This is a genomic window from Aureimonas jatrophae, assembly GCF_900104035.1.
Taxonomy (GTDB): domain Bacteria; phylum Pseudomonadota; class Alphaproteobacteria; order Rhizobiales; family Rhizobiaceae; genus Aureimonas; species Aureimonas jatrophae.
On the sequence record NZ_FNIT01000006.1, the window covers coordinates 173,900 to 193,070 of the forward strand.

Genomic DNA, 19,171 nt, shown 5'->3' on the forward strand with positions numbered 1-19,171 from the left:
CCTATTGATGGCGCGCTCATGATCTCGACGCTTCTCAACTACCGGCTCTACACCAACAACATGGCTCGAACGCTCGAGCAGGTGGCGAGCCAGGCGCAGACCGAGCGGGCGAAGGCCTACTACGACAGCCACATCGGGGGCGTCGCGACGGTCGACGAGTTCCTCGACGACTACAAGCTCTACTCCTACGCCATGAAGGCCTATGGTCTGGAGGACCAGATCAACGCCAAGGGCCTCATGCGGAAGGTCCTGGAAAGCGATCTCACCGACAGCAACAGCTTTGCCAACAAGCTGGTCGACAAGCGCTACCAGGCCTTCGCGAAGGCGTTCGACTTCTCGTCGGGCACCAAGGATCCGCAAGCCCAGACGACAGCTCAAAGCGCGCTCGTCACGGAAGCCTACACGGACAGACTGTCGCGGACGGGACCGCTGGCCGCTCAGGCCGCCGCAAGCTTCACGGCTGCGGTTGCAGGCGCCACGAGCCTCGACGATATTCTCGCCAACCGAGCGAATGTCGACTTCGCGCTGCGGGCCGTCGGGATCGACGATCCGTCGCTGTTCCCGACGGACTACGTGCGTTCGGTTCTGGAAGGGCGGGCCGCCACGCCGATCCCGGCCGGACTGGCGGATCTGCGGACGCGGCTGACGCAGGCGTCGACGCCTGCCGGACGCGCCGACGTCGTCTCCCGGCTCGTCTACGACTACTACAACGAAACCGGCAACGGCTCGACGCCGGGCGCCGCCCAGGCCAACGTCGACTACTTCACTCAGAAGGTTCAGCCGACGCAGACCGCTGCGGCGTTCGTCGCCGACACGCGTCTCCTGCAGATCGCGCTGACGGGGGTCGGCTTCGAACTGACGAGCTACTCGGCCGATTATGTCCTGCCACTTCTCAAGGACGCCACCGCGATCGATCGTCTGGTCGGCGTGTCCGATACCGACAAGGCCCGCTTCCGTCAGTTGAACCAAACCATGGGCTTCGACGCGAACGGCACTGCGACGAACCGCGGATCGGGCTCGCTCCAAACCCTGACCGGGCGATATCTTCAGAACTACGCGACGGCACAGACCGGCAAGGACAACCTGGCGGCCAAGGTCTATCTCGCCGCGATGCAGAACGTCGACTCGGTCTCCGATCTGACGGGTCAAGCCGTGGACAGCCTGCGCTATGCGATGCGCGCGTTCGACATCGACCCGGCCACCACGTCGTTGAACAAGATTCGCGCGGTGCTGACCAGCGATCCGTCCGATCCGGCGAGCTATGTCTCGAAGCTGAAGGACGAGCGCTTCTCGAAGCTGGCCGCCGCCTTCAACTTCGGCGCGGATGGCAAGGCTGGACCGGCACAGGGCGTCCAAACGACGTCGCAGCAGACGCAGACCGGAACGCTCTACGCCGCGTCGTTCGGCGCCGACGTCTCGACGGCCCAGAAGGCCCTCATCAAGTCCGCGACCGAGTCGTATCTCACAGGCATCTCGAAGGCCTATTCGCTCGACTCCCTGCTATCCGACAAACGCACGGTCGCCTTTGCCTTGAAGGCCTACGGTGTGGAGAACGCGAACCTGTCGACGGCGGAGCTTCGCAAGATCCTGACGAGTGATCTGTCGGATCCGAAGAGCTACGCCAATACGCAGGCGGACAAGGCGATCGCGAAGTTCGCGGCCGCGTTCCAGTTCGAGCCGGACGGGTCGGTGCGCGAGGCCGGGCAGGGCATTCAGTTTGGCGCGACGAAGCTGGCGACCGACAACCTCTACCTTCTTCAATCGCTGGAAGAGAAGGCGGGCGAGACCAGCGAGGGGACGCGGCTTGCGCTCTACGCGTTGCGAACCGCGCCCACGATCACATCCGCCTACGGCATTTTGGCCGACAAGGCGCTGTTCCAGGTCGTGCGCACGGCCCTTGGCCTGCCCGAGGGCATGGCCGCAGCCGACATCGAGACCCAGGTGCGGGTTCTGGAAGCGAAACTCGACGTCAAGGATTTCGCCGATCCGAAGTCGTTGGACAAGTTCATCGCGCGCTTCGCCGCCCTCTACGACGCGCAGAACACCGATGCGTCCCAGAACCCGATCCTGCAGCTCTTCGGTGCGTCCTCGGTCGGCAGCGGGATAGCCTCGATCCTGTAGGCGGCGGAACCACTTCGAGCGCCGTAACCTTCCTCCTTGAACGAGAAAGGAACTGCGTCATGTCGAACAGCCATCCCGACCGCATGAACGATGCCCAACTCGACGCCGATATCAGCGTCTTGGGCGACGACAGCCAGGGCGAGCCGAAGCTGCCCCGTCTCGGCGACGCACCGACGCCGACTTCGAAAGAAGGTCTCAATCAAGCCGTCGACGGCACTGGGGAGCGGGGCTCGACAGCGGTGCCGGCAGACCAGCAGCGGGTCTCGCGCGAAGCGGTTCGCGACGTCGTGGACGGCTACGGAAAAGGCTGACGGTCCCTGCGACGGTAATATGTCGGCGGCCAAAGATTCTTAGGCCGCCGATAGGGGCTTGGCGACTTGTCCGCCCCCGACCTCTCCGGCACATGACGACGCCTTTCCATAACAGGGTCCTCATGTCCGATCGCGATCCCTTCATCCTCAAACTCGAGACGTTTGCGACCCTCGACGAGGGTGATCGCGACCTCCTTCGCGACCGTTGCAGGCGTGTGGTTTCCCTCAGGGCCAAGGAAGAGATCGTTCAGGAAGGAACGGACCCGCAGGTCGTGCATCTCGTGCTGTCGGGCTATGCCTGTCGCTATAAGATCCTGGCCGACGGAAGCCGCCAGATCGTCGGGTTCCTGCTTCCCGGGGACTTCTGCGACCTCCATGTCTTCATCCTCGACGAACTCGACCACAACATCGCGACGCTGACCGATTGTCGCTTGGCGGTCCTGTCTCGCGACGACATCACGGCGCTCTGCGGCCGGCCGCGCGTCGCGCGGGCTTTATGGTGGTCGACACTGGTCGATCAGGCGATCCTGCGCGAATGGCTTCTCAACATCGGACGCCGCTCGGCCGACGAACGCGTGGCCCATCTCCTGTGTGAGCTCCTCGAGCGGTTGCGCAATGTCGGCCTCGTGTCGACCGACAACACTTTCACGCTGCCGGTTACGCAGGGCGAGCTTGCGGACACGCTCGGCCTCACCGTCGTGCACGTCAACCGCATGATCCGCAATCTGCGCGACATGAGCCTGATCGCGATCTCCGGACGCCAGATCAGTGTTCGCGACGTCGATGGCCTGAAGCGCTTCTGCGGCTTTCGCGCGAACTACCTTCACATGGACGGCGCGAGGTCCGGTCGCGACGATCTCCTGGCCGAAAGCGAAGCGTTCGCGATGCGGGTCGACTGACGCGTCGTCGGAACTCAGCCGTTGGTTCGCGTGCGTCGAACGGCGTCGCTCCAGCCTCTGAGCTTGCGGCCCCGCTCGACGGCGTCCAGCGTCGGCTCGAAGCGTCGCTCCAGGTGCCACCGTGTCGAGAAGCCGTCCTGATCCGGCCAAACTCCGGCCTGACGACCGGCAAGCCAAGCCGCGCCGAGAGCCGTCGTCTCGAGAACGGTCGGGCGATCGACCGGTGCGTCGAGAATGTCGGCGAGGCGCTGCATCGTCCAATCGCTCGCGACCATGCCGCCGTCAACGCGTAGCACCGTGTCGCCGGCGGCCGGCCAGTCGCGGCGCATGGCATCGAGAAGGTCCGCCGTCTGGAAGCACACGGCTTCCAGAGCCGCACGGGCGAACTCGTCCGGTCCCGTATTGCGCGTCAGCCCGAACATCGCGCCGCGGGCCTCCGCATCCCACCATGGCGCGCCGAGGCCGGTGAAGGCCGGGACGAGATAGACGTCCTGCGTGTCGTCCGCGCGGGCTGCCATGGAACCGGTCTCGGCCGCGCGCTCGACGATGCGAAGGCCGTCGCGCAGCCATTGCACGGCCGCGCCCGCGATGAAGATCGAACCTTCCAAGGCGAACGTCGAGCGACCGTCGAGACGATAGGCGAGGGTGGACAGGAGGCGATTGCCCGAGCGGACGCGCTCCGAGCCCGTGTTCAGAATCGCGAAACACCCGGTCCCGTAGGTGGACTTCATCATGCCGGGTTGGAAGCACGCGTTTCCAAGCGTTGCGGCGTGCTGATCGCCCGCCATGCCGCCGATGCGGATTGAGCCGCCGAACAAGGCGGGCGCGGTCTCGCCGAAGTCGGCCGCGCAGTCGCGCACCTCCGGCAGAAGCGCCATCGGTACTCGCAGGAGCGCGCAGAGGTCGTCGTCCCACGCGTTGGCGACCGTATCGAAGAGCATGGTGCGCGCGGCGTTGGTGGCGTCCGTCGCGTGGACACGGCCCCCCGTCAGGCGCCAGAGCAGAAAGCTGTCGATCGTGCCGAAGGCGAGGGCACCGCTCTCGGCCCGCTGCCGGGCGCCCGATACGGCGTCGAGGATCCAGGCGATCTTCGTACCGGCGAAATAGGGATCGATCACGAGTCCGGTCCGTTCGGCGACCAGGTCTTCCGCGCCATACTGCACCAGTTCACGACAGCGCTCGCTGGTGCGCCGATCCTGCCAGACGATGGCGTTGTGGATCGGCTTTCCGCTCTCGCGGTCCCAGATGACGGTCGTCTCGCGCTGGTTGGTGATGCCAAGCGCGCTGACGTCGCCAGCCGTAAGCGATGCGTCGGCGAGGGCCGCCTTCACGGTGGCGACGACGCTCGTCCAGATGTCCTCCGGATCGTGTTCCACCCAGCCGGATCGTGGCAGGATCTGCGGGAACTCCTGTTGCGCGACGCCGACGACGCGGAAGCTGTCGTCGAAGACGATGGCACGGGTCGACGTCGTGCCTTGGTCGATCGCAAGGACATAGCCGGACATCGGTGGGCGTTCTCCGTGAAGGGTGGGATGCAAGAAGGGCCGGGATCGCTCCCGGCCCTTCGTCGTCGATCGACCTGCCTTACTTGGCGGGCGCGGAGACCGGGGTCGCGGCCGGCATGGCGGCACCACCGGCATTCGAGTCGGCCCAGCTCTTCACCAGCTCGTCGTAGCTGACGGTCTGGCCCTGTTCCTTTTCGTTCTCCTTCTTCGGCTGCGGCGCGAGCGTGCCGTTGGCCTTGGCCTGCTCGACCCAGTAGGCCATGTCGTGCTCTTCGTTGAGCTTCGGCCCCTTGTCGCCCTGGACGCCGGCGCGCTCGAGGCGCTGCATGACGCGCTCCTGCTCCTCGCAGAGTGAGTCCATCGCCTCCTGCGGCGTCTTGTTGCCGGCCGCCGCGTCGCCGATCGCCTGCCACCAGAGCTGCGCGAGCTTCGGGTAGTCCGGAACGTTGGTGCCGGTCGGCGACCACTGCTTGCGCGCCGGCGAGCGGTAGAACTCGACCAAGCCACCGAGGTCCTTGGCACGCTCCGTGAAGCTCTTGTCGCGGATCGTCGATTCGCGGACGAAGGTCAGGCCCACATGGCTCTTTTTCACGTCCACGGTCTTGGACGACACGAACTGCGCGTAGAGCCAGGCCGCCTTGGCGCGATCAGTCGGCGTCGACTGCATCAGCAGCCAGGAGCCGACGTCCTGATAGCCGAGCTTCATGCCCTCCACCCAATAGACGCCGTGCGGCGAGGGGGCCATGCGCCACTTCGGCGTGCCGTCCTCGTTGACCACCGGCAGGCCGGGCTTCACGGCGTCTGCGGTGAAGGCCGTGTACCAGAAGATCTGCTGAGCGACCTCGCCCTGCGCCGGCACCGGACCGGACTCCGAGAAGTTCATGCCCTGAGCGACCGGAGGCGCGTACTTCTTGAGCCACTCGAGGTATTTCTCGATGGAGTAGACGGCCGCGGGCCCGTTGGTGTCGCCACCGCGCGCCACGCACGAGCCGACCGGCTGCGACTTGTCGTTGACGCGGATGCCCCACTCGTCCACCGGCAGGCCGTTCGGCAGGCCCTTGTCACCGTTGCCGGCCATGGAGAGCCAGGCGTCCGTGAAGCGCCAGCCGAGCGAGGGGTCCTTCTTGCCATAGTCCATATGGCCGTAGACCTTCTTGCCGTCGATCTCGCGGCCCGTGAAGAACTCGGCGATGTCCTCGTAGGCCGACCAGTTAACGGGAACGCCGAGGTCGTAGCCGTACTTGGCCTTGAAGTCGGCCTTGTTCTTCTCGTCGTTGAACCAGTCGTAGCGGAACCAGTAGAGGTTGGCGAACTGCTGGTCGGGCAGCTGATAGAGCTTGCCGTCCGGCGCGGTGGTGAAGCTCGTGCCGATGAAGTCGGCGAGATCCAGACCGGGGTTCGTGACGTCCTTGCCCTCGCCGGACATCCAGTCGGTCAGGTTGCGGACCTGGTTGTAGCGCCAGTGCGTGCCGATCAGGTCGCTGTCGTTGACGTAGGCGTCGTAGATGTTCTCGCCCGACTGCATCTGCGTCTGCAGCTTCTCGATGACATCGCCCTCGCCGATGATGTCATGCGTCAGCTTGATGCCGGTGATGTCCGAGAAGGCTTTCGCCAGCACCTTGGACTCGTAGTCGTGGGTGGTAATGTTCTCGGAGACGACCTTGATTTCCATGCCGGCGAAGGGCTTCGCCGCATCGATGAACCACTGCATCTCCTTTTCCTGGTCGGCGCGCGACAGGCTGGAGAGATCCTTGATCTCGCCATCGAGGAACTTGGTGGCGGCGGCCATGTCGGCGAAGGCCGGCGAGGACCCGAGCGCGAGCGCAAGGCCCGCTGCCGTCATCATCCAATGCTTCTTCATGTTTCCCTCCCCAGGGCATGGTTGATCCGGTGAACGTATGGCCCGACCGCGCGACCGGTGACGCGCGAGGGTATGCCGATGCCCGTCCGAACGCGCCGCTCAGACGAAGCGAAAGACGAAAAGGGCGTAGATCGCGCAGACGCCGAGCGCCCACCACAGCGGCGCGTCGACGAGACCCAGCCAAGCCAAGCAGATGAAGGCAGAGCCGAGCAGCGAGACGAAGAGCCGATCGCCCCGCGTCGTCTCGAAGCGCAGGATGCCGAAGCGCGGGCCGCCGCCGGGCGAGGCGATCTCCCATGCTCCCATCAGCCCGATCAGCGCCGCGATCACCACGAAGAAGAGGGCGGTCGGCCAGGTCCAGGCCATCCAGGCGAAGCTCATCAGACCCTCCCCAGGGCGAAGCCCTTGGCGATGTAGTTGCGCACGAACCAGATCACGATCGCGCCTGGAATGATGGTGAGGACGCCGGCGGCCGCGAGCACACCCCAGTCCATGCCGGACGCCGAGACCGTGCGCGTCATGATGGCCGAGATGGGCTTGGCGTCGGTGACCGTCAGCGTGCGGGCGATCAGGAGTTCGACCCACGAGAACATGAAGCAGAAGAAGGCCGCGACACCGATGCCGCTTGCGATCAGCGGCATGAAGATGCGGAAGAAGAAGCGCGGGAACGAGTAGCCGTCGATATAGGCCGTCTCGTCGATCTCCTTCGGCACGCCGGACATGAAGCCTTCGAGAATCCACACCGCCAGCGGCACGTTGAAGAGGCAATGGGCCAACGCCACGGCAATATGCGTGTCGATCAGCCCGAACGCGGAGTAGAGCTGAAAGAAGGGCAGGGCGAAGACCGCCGGCGGGGCCATGCGGTTCGTCAGAAGCCAAAAGAACAGGTGCTTGTCGCCCAGGAACCGGTAGCGAGAGAAGGCATAGGCCGCCGGCAGCGCCACCGCGACCGAGATCACCATGTTCAAAACGACATAGATGATCGAGTTGACGTAGCCCATGTACCAGGACGGGTCGGTGAAGATCGTGCGGTAGTTCGCGATCGTTGGGTCGCTCGGCCAGAGCGTGAAGGTTCCGACGATCTCCTGGTTCGTCTTGAAGCTCATGTTGACGAGCCAGTAGATCGGCAGCAGCAGGAACAGGATGTAGAGGGCCGGGATCAGGGCCTTGGGCCGGAAGCGGCCCGAGGCCATCCTCGAGCGGGCCTTCAGCGCGTCCTCGGAATGGAGCGCGGGCGGGATCGGCCCGGCGCCCGGCGCTTCCACGAGCCGCGGTGCGGTGGTCGTGCTCATGCGGCATCTCCCCGGCGCGGCCTGTCGGTGCCCGCATTCGTCATCACGGTGTAGAAGACCCAGGACAGGAGAAGGATGATCAGGAAGTAGACGAGGCTCATGGCAGCCGCCGGGCCGAGGTCGAACTGGCCCACCGCCATCTTCACGAGATCGATCGACAGGAAGGTGGTTGAGTTGCCGGGACCGCCGCCCGTCAGCACGAAGGGTTCGGTGTAGATCATGAAGCTATCCATGAAGCGCAGGAGCACGGCGATCAGCAGCACGCGCCCCATTTTCGGTAGCTGAATGTAGCGGAACACGGCCCAGCGCGAGGCGCCGTCGATCTTGGCGGCCTGGTAGTAGGCGTCGGGGATCGACACGAGGCCGGCGTAGCACAGGAGCACGACGAGGCTCGTCCAGTGCCAGACGTCCATCACGATGATGGTGATCCAGGCGTCGAGCGGGTCCTGCACGTAGTTGTAGTCGAGCCCCAGTGCCGCCAGCGTGTGGCCGAGCAGGCCGATGTCGGTGCGCCCGAAGACCTGCCAAATCGTACCCACGACGTTCCACGGGATGAGGAGCGGCAGCGCCATCAGGACGAGGCAGACCGGCACCCAGATACCCTTCTTGGGCATGGCGAGCGCGACGAGGATGCCGAGTGGAACCTCGATCGCCAGGATGATTCCGGAGAAGACGAGATTGCGCCAAAGCGCATCGTGGAAACGCTGCGATTCCAGCACCTCCGTGAACCACTCCGTCCCCGCCCAGAAGAACTCGTTCTGCCCGAACGTATCCTGCACGGAGTAGTTGACCACCGTCATCAACGGGATCACCGCCGAGAAGGCGACCAAGAGCAGCACCGGCAGGACCATGAACCAGGCCCGGTTGTTCCAGGTCTTTTCCATCGCGCGTCAGGTCCTTCCGCCGACCAGCCAGGAGTCGGCATAGAGGTTGAGGGCACCGGGTTCGAAGAGAACGGCCGCGTCCGCGGGAAGCGCGGCGTCCTCGGCCACGACTGCCGCCAGCTTCTCGCCGCCGATGCGCGCGCGCACGATGCGCTCGGACCCGATATCCTCGACCTTGTCGATCGTCACCGGCACCGCGCCCGGCGAGCCGGAGGGCACCACGCGCACGAACTCAGGGCGGATGCCGAGCTCCAGCTTCCCCTGCGGCCGGCTGGCCGGCGGCGACGGCAGCCTGATACGACCGGCGCCGAGGTCCGCCTCGTCGCCCTCAATGCGGCAGGGGAGGACGTTCATGCCGGGCGAGCCGATGAAGTAGCCGACGAACGTGTGGCGCGGCCGCTCGAACAACTCCTCGGGCGTACCGATCTGAACGACCTCGCCGTCGTACATGACCATGACCTTCTCGGCGAAGGTCAGCGCCTCGGTCTGGTCGTGCGTGACGTAGATCATCGTGGTGCGGAACTCGCGGTGGAGTTCTTTCAGCTGCGAGCGCAGGATCCACTTCATATGCGGATCGATCACCGTCAGCGGCTCGTCGAAGAGGATGGCCGAGACGTCGGAGCGGATGAGACCGCGTCCCAGCGAGATCTTCTGCTTCTGGTCGGCGGTCAGACCGCGCGCCTTGCGGTTCGCCTCCGCCACCAGCCCGAGGCGCTCCAGCATCTCCGGGACGTGCCGCTTGATCTCGGCCGCAGAGACGCCCCGATTGCGCAAGGGGAAGGCGAGATTCTCGGCCACGGTCATCGTGTCGTAGATGACCGGGAACTGGAAGACCTGGGCGATGTTGCGCGCCTCGGTCGAGCGGTGCGTCACGTCCGCATCGTCGAAGAGGACGCGTCCCTCGCTCGGCGTGACGAGGCCCGACATGATGTTGAGGAGCGTCGTCTTCCCACAGCCCGAGGGGCCGAGCAGCGCGTAGGCGCCGCCGTCGTCGAACGTGTGGTCGACACCGCGCAGCGCGAAACTGCCGCGCGCGGCCAGTTCGGGCGTGTAGGCGTGTCGGATGCGGTCGAGCCGGATGCGAGCCATCGGGAACCTCCGGTCAGGCCGCGAGCGGCAGGGTGGAATGATCGACGCGTCGCCCATCGGCATCGAAGACGAGAAGCGAGGCTAAATCGAAGGTGAAGCGAAGTGCCTCGCCCCGCTCCACGCGGCGCACGCCCGGCAGGAGCGCCACCAGCCGCGCCCCGCCGCCATCGGCATGGACGAAGGTCTGCGAGCCTGTCACCTCCGAGGTCAGGACGGCGGCGGCCAGCGTTCCCGCAGCCGGTTCGGTGTCGCCCAGACGCAGCTTGTGCGCGCGAATGCCGAGCTGGTAGCGGCCGGGCGCGAGACCGGTGCCGAAACCCTGCGGCAGCGTGAGGCCGTTCGAGCCCGTCACCCCTCCGTTCTGCACCTCGAAGGGCAGGACGTTGAGCGGGGGGTCGGACACGATGCGCGCGGTCGCGAGGTCGGCGGGCGTGCGGTAGACGGCGGGCGTCGGCCCGAACTGCGTGATGCGCCCTTCGCGAAGCGTCGCCGTGTTGCCGCCGAGCAGCAGCGCCTCGGTCGGCTCGGTCGTGGCGTAGACGAAGATCGCGCCGGATGCGGCGAAGATGCGCGGCAGTTCCTCGCGCAGTTCCTCGCGCAGCTTGTAGTCGAGATTGGCGAGCGGCTCGTCGAGCAGCACGAGGTCGGCGCCCTTGACGATCGCCCGCGCCAGCGCCGTGCGCTGCTGCTGGCCGCCCGACAGGTTGAGCGGCGTGCGATCGAGATAGGGTTCAAGCTTCATCAACTTGGCGGCGCGCGCGACGGCCTCTTCGATCTTGGCAGATGGCTTGCCGGCCACGCGCAGCGGGGAGGCGATGTTCTCGCGCACCGTCATCGCGGGGTAGTTGATGAACTGCTGGTAGACCATCGCGACGTTGCGCTTGGCGACCGGCACACCGGTCACGTCCTGGCCGTCCATCAGGATGCGGCCTTCGGTCGGCCTGTCGAGCCCGGCCATCAGTCGCATCAGCGTCGTCTTGCCGCTCAGCGTCGGGCCGAGCAGCACGTTCAGCGAGCCGCGCTCGAGGCGCAGGTCCACGTCCGCGACGTGCACGTCGCGGCCGACGGTCTTGCCGACCTTCTCCAACTGCAGCATGGGCTCCTCCCGGCGCCGCTCAGGCGCCAACCCTTGTCGTTCTCCCCGACGCGCCGACGCTACTGCGCCGCCACGCCCCGTCGCAATTCCAGTCGCTCGGCGATCCGTTGATCGAGTCGTTCCGCCTCGGCCTTCGTGAAGTGCAGGCCGAGCTTCGAGCGGCGCCACAGGACGTCCTCCGCGCTGCGGGCCCATTCGTGGTCGATCAGGTAATCGAGCTCGGCCTCGCGGAGGCCGTGACCGAGGTCGTCGCCGAGCTGACCGCCTTGGACGATTGTGAGCGCCCGCGTGCCGTAAGCGCGCACCATGCGCCGCGCGGTCCGCTCGCTCAGCGTCGGGACGGCGGCACGGAGCCGCGCTTCCAGCGCGCCTGCGCCATCCGTCGCGAAGTCGCCGCCGGGAAGCGCGGCCTTGCCGGTCCAGGCAGCCCCGCGCGTACCGATCCGCTCGCCGATCTGTGCGACGGCGTCCTCGGCCAGCTTGCGGAAGGTCGTGATCTTTCCGCCGAAGATGTTGAGGACCGGCGCCTGTCCGGCCTCACCGTCAACGCGAAGGACGTAGTCGCGCGTCGCTTCCTGCGCCTTTGTCGCGTGATCGTCGTAGAGCGGGCGCACGCCAGAGAAGCTCCAGACGATGTCGCTCTCGACGAGGGGCTTGGCGAAGTACTCCGATGCGGCCTTCAGGAGGTAGTCGGTTTCCTCCGGGGTGATCGCGGCCGCCGCCGGATCGCCCTCGAAGTCGCGGTCGGTCGTGCCGACCAGCGTGAACTCGTCCTCGTAGGGGATGGCGAAGATGATCCGCCCGTCCGCATTCTGGAAGATATAGGCGCGGTCGTGCTCGTAGAGCTTGCGCGTGACGATGTGGGAGCCCTGCACGAGACGGATGTTGCGCGCCGAGTTCGACCCCATCGCGCCGCCGAGAACGCGGTCGACCCAGGGGCCCGCCGCGTTCACGAGGAAGCGGCAGCGGTAGTGCGAGACCGCGCCGGTCTCGCGCGATCGCACCGTGATGTGCCAGCGATCACCCTCGCGGCGCGCCTCGCTCACCTCGCTGCGCACCAGGATCTCGGCGCCGCGATCTTGCGCATCCAGTGCGTTGAGCACCACGAATCGCGTGTCGTCGACGCGCGCATCCGAATATTCGAAGCCGCGCCGGAATTCCGGTTTGAGGGGGCCTGCGAGCGGGCCCGTGGTCAGGTCGACGCTGCGCGTTGCGGCCAGTTCCTTCCGGCCGCCGAGATGATCGTAGAGAAAGAGGCCGGTGCGCAGGAGCCAGGCCGGGCGCAAGCCCTTGTGCAACGGCAGGACGAAGCGCAGCGGGCGGATCACGTGCGGTGCGATACGCCAGAGCACCTCGCGCTCCATCAGCGCCTCGCGCACGAGCCGGAATTCGTAATGCTCGAGATAACGCAGGCCGCCATGGATGAGCTTGGTGGACCAAGACGAGGTCCCGCTGCCGAGATCCTTCATCTCGGCCAGAGCCACGCTATAGCCTCGGCCGGCTGCATCGCGCGCGATGCCGCAACCGTTGATGCCACCACCGATCACGAACAGATCGACGTCTCGCATAGCCTCCCCCGAGACTTTCGCAGTGCAGCGAATCCGGCTGCATTGCGAAACCGATATGAGTTAAGGCGAAACAGAAACGAAAGTCAAACGCGCTCGGGCGTCGGCAGCTCGGCCGGCGCCGTCTCGATCAACCGCGTTCCGGTCTCCCGGCACAGGCGACGAAAGTCGTCGTTCGGCACGTGGTCGGTGACGAAGGTCTGGATCTGCGAGAGGTGGCCGACCCGGACCGGCGCGCCGCGATCGAACTTCGAGCGGTCCGACACGAGAATGACGTGCCGGGCGTTGGCCATGATGGCCTGTGCCACGCGGACCTCGCGATAGTCGAAGTCGAGGAGGGATCCGTCCGCGTCGATCGCGGAGACGCCGATCACCGCGTGATCGACCTTGAACTGCCGGATGAAGTCGGTCGCCGCCTCGCCGACGATGCCGCCGTCGGAGCGGCGCAGCACGCCACCCGCCACGATCACCTCGATCTCAGGATACGGCCGCATCACATTGGCGACGTTGATGTTGTTGGTGATGACGAGGAGCCCCGAATGGCGCAGCAGCGCATGCGCTACGGCTTCCGTCGTCGTGCCGATATTGATGAAGAGCGACGAGCCGTCCGGTACGAGGTCGGCCGCCGCGCGACCGATCAGCGCCTTTTCCGAGGCGGCCATGGCGCGTCGCGCCTCGTAGTCGACGTTCTCCACGCCGGAGCCAAGCATCGCGCCGCCATGCACACGCTGCAGAAGCCGCGCCTCGCAAAGCTCGTTGAGATCCTTGCGGATGGTCTGAACGCTGACCTCGAAGCGCTGCGCCAGGTCGTCCACGAGGACGCGCCCCTGCCGTCGCGCGATGGCGAGGATGTCGGTTTGCCGATCGGTCGTCACGCGTTCCTCCCCCAGAAACGCGCGGAACCGTAAAACGAAACCGCTGCCGCCGAAAGCGAAAGTTCGGCGGTCAGATCTCGTCGGTCACCACCTCGAAGTGGGACAGGTTGGCCGGGCCGAAGTTCGTGGACAGGGCGACGTCGGTCGCGTCGCGCCCGGTCGCCATGAGGATCCGACCGATGCGCGGTTTGTTGTGCCGCGCATCGAACGTGTACCAGTGGCCCCCGAGATAGACCTGGAACCAGGCGCTGAAGTCCATCGGATCGGGCACCTTCGGCACGCCGATATCGCCGAGATAGCCGGTGCAATAGCGCGCCGGGATATTCATGCAGCGGCAGAGCGTGATGGCAAGGTGCGCGAAGTCCCGGCAGACGCCCGTCATTTCCGTGAAGCCGTCATGGGCCGAGCGCGTCGAGCGCGCGTTCTGGTAGTTGAACGCGATGCGCGCATGCGCGAAGTCGCAGATCGCCTGAACGAGGCCCCAACCCTTGGCGAGGTGGCCGAACTGACCCCAGGCGAAGTCGGCCAGCTTGTCGGTATCGCAGTAACGACTGCCGAGCAGATAGACGAGCACGTCGTCGGGCAGGTCCTGAATCTCGTGCTGCTGCGCGTCCCAGTTGGTCACGTCCGGCAGGCCGGTGTCATAGATGTCGAACTCGGTCGAGATCGTCGTGCGACCGGGCGGTGCGACGATGCGGGTGCAGCTGTTGCCAAACCCGTCGACATAGTTCCACGACTCGATGGGTCGGTCGAAGGACAGGACTTGATCGGTCAGAAGATCGACGCGCCGCGTCGGATGAATATTCAGGACCAGCAGCATGGGCGTCGGCTGGAAGCAGTCGTAGCCGAGCGTGAAGCCTGCGCGAATCTTCATGCCCGTCTCACTCCGACCACCGATACCCGCCAGTGATATAAGGGCGGATTGGAGGGGCCAAGGTCGATCGCGCGCAAAGTGTTGCGCAAAGATTCCGCAACCTGCCGCGCGGGAAGGCAAAGTCGGAGCAGACCGCTCGGCGATCCGACTCCGAGCGCCGTTGGGCGCGCTTCCAACCGTTACCTTACGACCGGAAGGCTTTCGATATCGAGGTTGCCGTTCCGCGACGAGAGCCGGAGCCGGGTGTCGTGACCTTGCGACTGGGCGGCACCGACGATCTCATGATCGCCCGTGTCGTAGACCGTCGTCCGGCCGTCCCGCTCGATAGCGAGACGCCGCGTATCTGGAAAGACCGCATAGCGTACGCCGTTCTGCTCGCCGGTGGAGGAGGCACGGCCAAGATCGCTGGGCCACCAAGAGGCGTGCGGTGGTTCCCTTCCGTCCCGATCGCCACGATCGCCACGATCGTCGGGAGCCGTGGCGTTGCCGAGGTCTTGCCCGGAGAGATCCTGCGCAAGAGCCGCGACCCGCGCCTTGAGACCATGGTCGTTCATGGCGCCGATCATGATCATGCCGCCCTTGGACCACTGCCCCATGCCGCCCAGCTCGGGGTGGCTGAACTGGGCCTGCGTACCGCCGCCGCGCCGCAGGGCGTCGGCCAGAACCGACACGGCCTCTCGGCTGAACCCATGGCGCATGCCCAGCGTCTCGATCGTCTCGCCCATCGCGTGTTCCCTTCGAACGTGATCGGTGCGAACGCGCAGCCGGGCCGGACCGTTTCATCCGGGATGCGGTCGTTCTATGAAGCTCTGGCCCAACCCGACGGGACCGCCGCACCATGCCGACCGAACCCAATACCCTCGACCCCGTCGCCGACCGCTTCGCCTCGGCTCGCGCGCACGGCTTCCTGCGAGTGGGAACGGGCACGCCCGTTGTCGCGAGCGCCGACCCCGCGCGGAATGGCCAAGCCATCGCCGACCTCGCGCGGCGCGCAGCGGGCGAGGGCGTCGATCTCCTGGTCCTGCCGGAACTCTCGCTGTCGGGCTACGCGATCGACGACCTGCATCTGCAGGACGCGCTCCTCGAAGGCGTTGAGCGAGCGCTGACGCAACTCATCGAGGACACGGCCGCGCTTCGCACGGTGCTGCTCGTGGGCGCGCCGCTTCGGCGCAACGGCCGGCTGTACAACTGCGCCGTCGTCTTGGCGCGCGGCCAGGTGCTGGGCGTCGTGCCGAAGAGCTTCCTGCCGAACTACCGCGAGTACTACGAGAAGCGCTGGTTCGCCGCCGGTGCCGGCGTGCCGGCCGGGGGCACGATCCACGTCGCGGGCCGCGAGGCACCGTTCGGCACCGACCTCCTGTTCGAGGCCGACGATCTGGCGGACTTCGTCTTCCATGCCGAGGTCTGCGAGGACTTCTGGGCACCGCTGCCACCCTCGACGCGCGGTGCGCTTGCCGGCGCGCTCGTGCTCTGCAACCTGTCGGCCTCCAATATCCTCGTCGGCAAGGCAGCCGAGCGGCATCTCCTCTGCGCCTCGCAGGCCTCCCGCTGCATTGCCGCTTATCTTTATTCGGCGGCGGGCGCGGGCGAGAGCACGAACGACATGTCCTGGGACGGGCAGGGCATGATCTACGAGGCCGGCGACCTTCTGGCGGAGGGGCAGCGCTTCTCGCGCGAGCCGCAGCTCGTCGTTGCCGACGTCGATCTCGGCCGGCTGCGCCTCGAGCGGATGCGCACGCCGACCTTCAACGATGCGGCCGCCGCCGAGGGGCACCCCGAGACACGCTTCCGGCGCGTCCGCTTCCCGCACGAGCCGGTCTTCGCCGACGAGGGACTGCGTCGTCCGCAGCGTCGCTTTCCCTTCGTGCCCAACAACCCGCACCATCTCGACCAGGACTGCTACGAGGCCTTCGAGATCCAGGTCCACGCACTGGAGCGACGTTTCCTTGCGACGCCCGGCGACAAGATGGTGATCGGCGTCTCGGGCGGATTGGACTCGACCCATGCCCTGATCGTCGCCGCCAAGGTCTGCGACCGGCTCGGGCTGCCGCGCTCCTCGATCCTCGCCTGGACCATGCCCGGCTTCGCCACGGGCGAGAGCACCAAGGCGAACGCCTGGGCCCTCATGCGCGCGATCGGTGCCGAAGCCGGGGAGATCGATATCCGCCCCGCCGCGCGCCAGATGCTGCGCGACATGGAGCACCCGTTCTCGAACGACGAGCCGATCTACGACATCACCTTCGAGAACGTGCAGGCGGGTCTTCGTACGGACTATCTCTTCCGCCTCGCCAACCAGCGCGGCGCCTTCGTGATCGGTACGGGCGACCTGTCGGAACTGGCGCTCGGATGGTGCACCTATGGCGTCGGGGATCAGATGAGCCACTACGCCGTCAATGCGGGTGTGCCGAAGACGCTGATTCAGCATCTCATCCGCTGGACCGTGGCGAGCGGGCAGTTCGACGACGCGACGGGCCGCATCCTCACCGCGATCCTCGAAACCGAGATCTCGCCCGAACTCGTGCCGGCGGGAGCGGACGGCCTGATCCAGTCGACGGAGTCGAAGATCGGCCCTTACGAGCTCAACGACTTTTTCCTGTTCCACACGCTGCGCTACGGCCAGCCGCCGGCCAAGGTGCTGTTCATGGCATGGCACGCATGGCGGGATGCGGCGGCCGGCGTCTGGCCGGCGCACATGCCGGACGCGAAGCGCCGCCAGTACGATTTGGCGACGATCCGCCTCTGGCTGGAGCGCTTCCTGTTCCGCTTCTTCCAGACCAGCCAGTTCAAGCGCACCGCCATCCCGAACGGCCCGAAGGTTTCGGCGGGCGGGGCGCTCAGCCCACGCGGCGACTGGCGGGCGCCCTCCGACAACACGGCGAACGCCTGGCTGGAGAGCCTCCGGCGCGACGCGCCGGAGGCGTGAGGCATCAGGCCGTCTTGAGCGATCCCGAGCGATAGCGCTTCGCCATGTCGGCGAGCGCGATCGGCTTGATCGACGAGGCGTGACCGGCGGTGCCGAACTCCTCGAAGCGCTGGGCGGCGAGCTTCGTCACCGCCGCCATGGCGGGGCCGAGATACTTGCGCGGATCGAACTCCTCGGGCTTCTCCGAGAACACCTTGCGGATCGCACCCGTCATGGCGAGGCGGCAGTCCGTATCGATGTTGATCTTGCGCACGCCGTGGCGGATGCCGCGCTGGATCTCCTCCACGGGCACGCCCCAGGTCGGCTTGATCTCGCCGCCGTAGCGATTGACGATCTCCTGCAGGTCTTCCGGCACCGACGAGGAGCCGTGCATGACGAGATGCGTGTTCGGCAGCTTCTGGTGGATCGCCTCGATGACGTTCATCGCGAGCACGTCGCCATCGGGCTTGCGCGAGAACTTGTAGGCGCCGTGGCTCGTGCCCATTGCGACCGCCAGCGCGTCGACATGCGTGTCGGCCACGAAGCGCGCCGCCTCGTCCGGGTCTGTAAGCAACTGGTCGTGGCTGAGCGTGCCCTCGAAGCCGTGCCCGTCCTCCTGCTCGCCGCCGCCGGTCTCCAGCGAGCCGAGAACGCCGATCTCGCCCTCCACCGAGGCGCCGCACCAATGGGCCATGTCCGCGACGCGACGCGTGACGCCGGCGTTGTAGGCGTAGTCGGCCAGCGACGTGCCGTCCTCCTTCAGCGAGCCGTCCATCATCACCGAGGTGAAGCCGTGCTGGATCGCGGTGATGCAGGTGGCTTCGTTGTTGCCGTGGTCGAGGTGCATGCAGAGCGGGATGTCGGGGTGCATCTCGGCGAGCCCCTCGATCAGGCGCGCGAGGATCAGGTCGTTGGCGTAGGCGCGCGCGCCCCGGCTTGCCTGCAGGATGACGGGCGCGTCGGTCTGGGCTGCGGCAGCCAGGATCGCGAGACCCTGCTCCATGTTGTTGATGTTGAAGGCGGGCACCCCGTAGCCATGCTCGGCGGCATGGTCGAGAAGCTGGCGAAGCGTGATCAGGGCCATGGAGCTTTGTCTTTCCGGGAGGGGCGTTACGTGCGCAGCGCTGCGATGACGTCGGTGACGATGCCGAGATAGCCTTCGGCCTGCCAGGCGGAGCGACCGATGAAGAGGCCGTCAATCTCGGCTTGCCGCGCGAGTTCCACGGCGTTGCCGGGATTGACGCTGCCGCCGTAGAGGACGGGCAGGGCGGCGCCGAGCCGCTCGCGCAGGAGGCGCTTCACGAGCACGTGCTGTTCGTTGGCGAAGTCCGGATCGGCGGGGGTGCCTCCTTCCCCGATCGACCAGACCGGCTCGTAGGCGATGAGGACCTGGGCGGGCCGGCTCCAGTCGACATGGGCCACGGCGGCCTCGGTCTGGCGCGCCAGCGCCTCGGCGGTGCGCCCGCTCTCGTATTCCTCGCGCGTGTCGCCGATGCAGACCAGCGCCGTCATGCCATGCCGCACGGCGGCGGCGACCTTAAGGCCCACGGTCTCGTCGGTCTCGCCGAAGTGCTCGCGCCGTTCGGAATGTCCGATCTCGACGAGGCTCGCGCCGCAGTCCTTGACCTGGACCGGGGAAATCTCACCGGTCCAGGCGCCGGCATCCTTCCAGTGGGCGTTCTGCGCGCCGACGATGATGTCGGTTTCGTTCAGCGCATCCGCCACGCGGTGAAGCGCGGTGAAGGGCGGGATAACGAAGAGCTGCGCCTCCTCGCAGTGCGTGTAGTCGGATGCCTTGAGCGTCGCGACGAAACGGTCGGCCTCGGCCAGCGTCTTGTTCATCTTCCAGCTGGTGCCGATCCAGGGGCGCTTTTGCATCCGTCGTCCTTAACTCTTG

17 protein-coding genes are annotated in these 19,171 nt (G+C 66.4%); 4 read left to right on the forward strand and 13 right to left on the reverse strand.

What is annotated here, in order from left to right; translation table 11 throughout:
• The first annotated feature begins 18 nt into the window (after positions 1 to 18).
• From BLQ76_RS14360 to BLQ76_RS14370, 3 genes are all read left to right on the forward strand, one after another.
• Positions 19 to 2,121 carry a DUF1217 domain-containing protein gene (locus tag BLQ76_RS14360; RefSeq protein ID WP_090674524.1) on the forward strand — a complete coding sequence of 701 codons (2,103 nt, stop codon included), beginning with the start codon at positions 19 to 21 and terminating at the stop codon, positions 2,119 to 2,121.
• A 59-nt stretch (positions 2,122 to 2,180) separates the two neighbouring features.
• Positions 2,181 to 2,432 carry a hypothetical protein gene (locus BLQ76_RS14365; RefSeq protein WP_090674526.1) on the forward strand — a complete coding sequence of 84 codons (252 nt, stop codon included), beginning with the start codon at positions 2,181 to 2,183 and terminating at the stop codon, positions 2,430 to 2,432.
• A 122-nt stretch (positions 2,433 to 2,554) separates the two neighbouring features.
• On the forward strand, positions 2,555 to 3,331 hold the full coding sequence (locus BLQ76_RS14370) for a Crp/Fnr family transcriptional regulator (RefSeq protein WP_244519633.1): 777 nt from the start codon (positions 2,555 to 2,557) through the stop codon (positions 3,329 to 3,331).
• Between the two features lie 14 nt (positions 3,332 to 3,345).
• On the opposite strand, the gene glpK is transcribed toward BLQ76_RS14370, so the two are convergent.
• From glpK to BLQ76_RS14425, 11 genes are all read right to left on the reverse strand, one after another.
• On the reverse strand, positions 3,346 to 4,836 hold the full coding sequence (gene glpK, locus BLQ76_RS14375) for a glycerol kinase GlpK (RefSeq protein ID WP_090674530.1): 1,491 nt from the start codon (positions 4,834 to 4,836) through the stop codon (positions 3,346 to 3,348).
• Positions 4,837 to 4,915: 79 nt separating this feature from the next.
• A complete protein-coding gene (locus BLQ76_RS14380; RefSeq protein WP_090674532.1) occupies positions 4,916 to 6,697 on the reverse strand; it encodes an ABC transporter substrate-binding protein in 1,782 nt (593 codons plus the stop codon).
• 99 nt (positions 6,698 to 6,796) lie between these two features.
• Positions 6,797 to 7,078, reverse strand: coding sequence for a DUF2160 domain-containing protein (locus BLQ76_RS14385; RefSeq protein ID WP_090674534.1), 282 nt, complete (start codon positions 7,076 to 7,078; stop codon positions 6,797 to 6,799).
• On the reverse strand, positions 7,078 to 7,890 hold the full coding sequence (locus BLQ76_RS14390) for a carbohydrate ABC transporter permease (RefSeq protein WP_090674835.1): 813 nt from the start codon (positions 7,888 to 7,890) through the stop codon (positions 7,078 to 7,080). The genes BLQ76_RS14385 and BLQ76_RS14390 overlap by 1 nt, the downstream gene beginning before the upstream one ends.
• Before the next feature lie 95 nt (positions 7,891 to 7,985).
• On the reverse strand, positions 7,986 to 8,873 hold the full coding sequence (locus tag BLQ76_RS14395) for a carbohydrate ABC transporter permease (RefSeq protein ID WP_090674537.1): 888 nt from the start codon (positions 8,871 to 8,873) through the stop codon (positions 7,986 to 7,988).
• 6 nt (positions 8,874 to 8,879) lie between these two features.
• Complete coding sequence (locus BLQ76_RS14400) at positions 8,880 to 9,962, reverse strand: ABC transporter ATP-binding protein (protein ID WP_090674539.1); 1,083 nt, start codon at positions 9,960 to 9,962, stop codon at positions 8,880 to 8,882.
• Positions 9,963 to 9,975: 13 nt separating this feature from the next.
• On the reverse strand, positions 9,976 to 11,058 hold the full coding sequence (locus BLQ76_RS14405) for an ABC transporter ATP-binding protein (RefSeq protein WP_090674542.1): 1,083 nt from the start codon (positions 11,056 to 11,058) through the stop codon (positions 9,976 to 9,978).
• A gap of 59 nt (positions 11,059 to 11,117) precedes the next feature.
• A complete protein-coding gene (gene glpD / locus BLQ76_RS14410; protein WP_090674544.1) occupies positions 11,118 to 12,626 on the reverse strand; it encodes a glycerol-3-phosphate dehydrogenase in 1,509 nt (502 codons plus the stop codon).
• 83 nt (positions 12,627 to 12,709) lie between these two features.
• On the reverse strand, positions 12,710 to 13,498 hold the full coding sequence (locus BLQ76_RS14415) for a DeoR/GlpR family DNA-binding transcription regulator (RefSeq protein ID WP_090674547.1): 789 nt from the start codon (positions 13,496 to 13,498) through the stop codon (positions 12,710 to 12,712).
• 70 nt (positions 13,499 to 13,568) lie between these two features.
• Positions 13,569 to 14,372, reverse strand: a complete 804-nt coding sequence (locus BLQ76_RS14420) for a transglutaminase-like domain-containing protein (protein WP_090674550.1) — start codon at positions 14,370 to 14,372, stop codon at positions 13,569 to 13,571.
• Between the two features lie 179 nt (positions 14,373 to 14,551).
• The gene (locus BLQ76_RS14425; RefSeq protein WP_090674552.1) at positions 14,552 to 15,097 is read right to left on the reverse strand and encodes a hypothetical protein; all 546 of its coding nucleotides are present in this window, start codon (positions 15,095 to 15,097) and stop codon (positions 14,552 to 14,554) included.
• 113 nt (positions 15,098 to 15,210) lie between these two features.
• On the opposite strand from BLQ76_RS14425, the gene BLQ76_RS14430 reads away from it, so the two are divergent.
• Entirely contained in the window at positions 15,211 to 17,295 is a 2,085-nt protein-coding gene (locus tag BLQ76_RS14430) for an NAD(+) synthase (RefSeq protein WP_090674554.1), read from the forward strand.
• Positions 17,296 to 17,299: 4 nt separating this feature from the next.
• Here the strand turns inward: BLQ76_RS14430 and fba are convergent, their stop codons facing one another.
• Positions 17,300 to 18,358 (reverse strand): class II fructose-bisphosphate aldolase, encoded by a 1,059-nt coding sequence (fba, locus tag BLQ76_RS14435; RefSeq protein WP_090674556.1) that lies wholly within the window; start codon positions 18,356 to 18,358, stop codon positions 17,300 to 17,302.
• Between the two features lie 26 nt (positions 18,359 to 18,384).
• Positions 18,385 to 19,152 carry a triose-phosphate isomerase gene (locus tag BLQ76_RS14440; RefSeq protein ID WP_090674558.1) on the reverse strand — a complete coding sequence of 256 codons (768 nt, stop codon included), beginning with the start codon at positions 19,150 to 19,152 and terminating at the stop codon, positions 18,385 to 18,387.
• Positions 19,153 to 19,171: the final 19 nt, after the last annotated feature.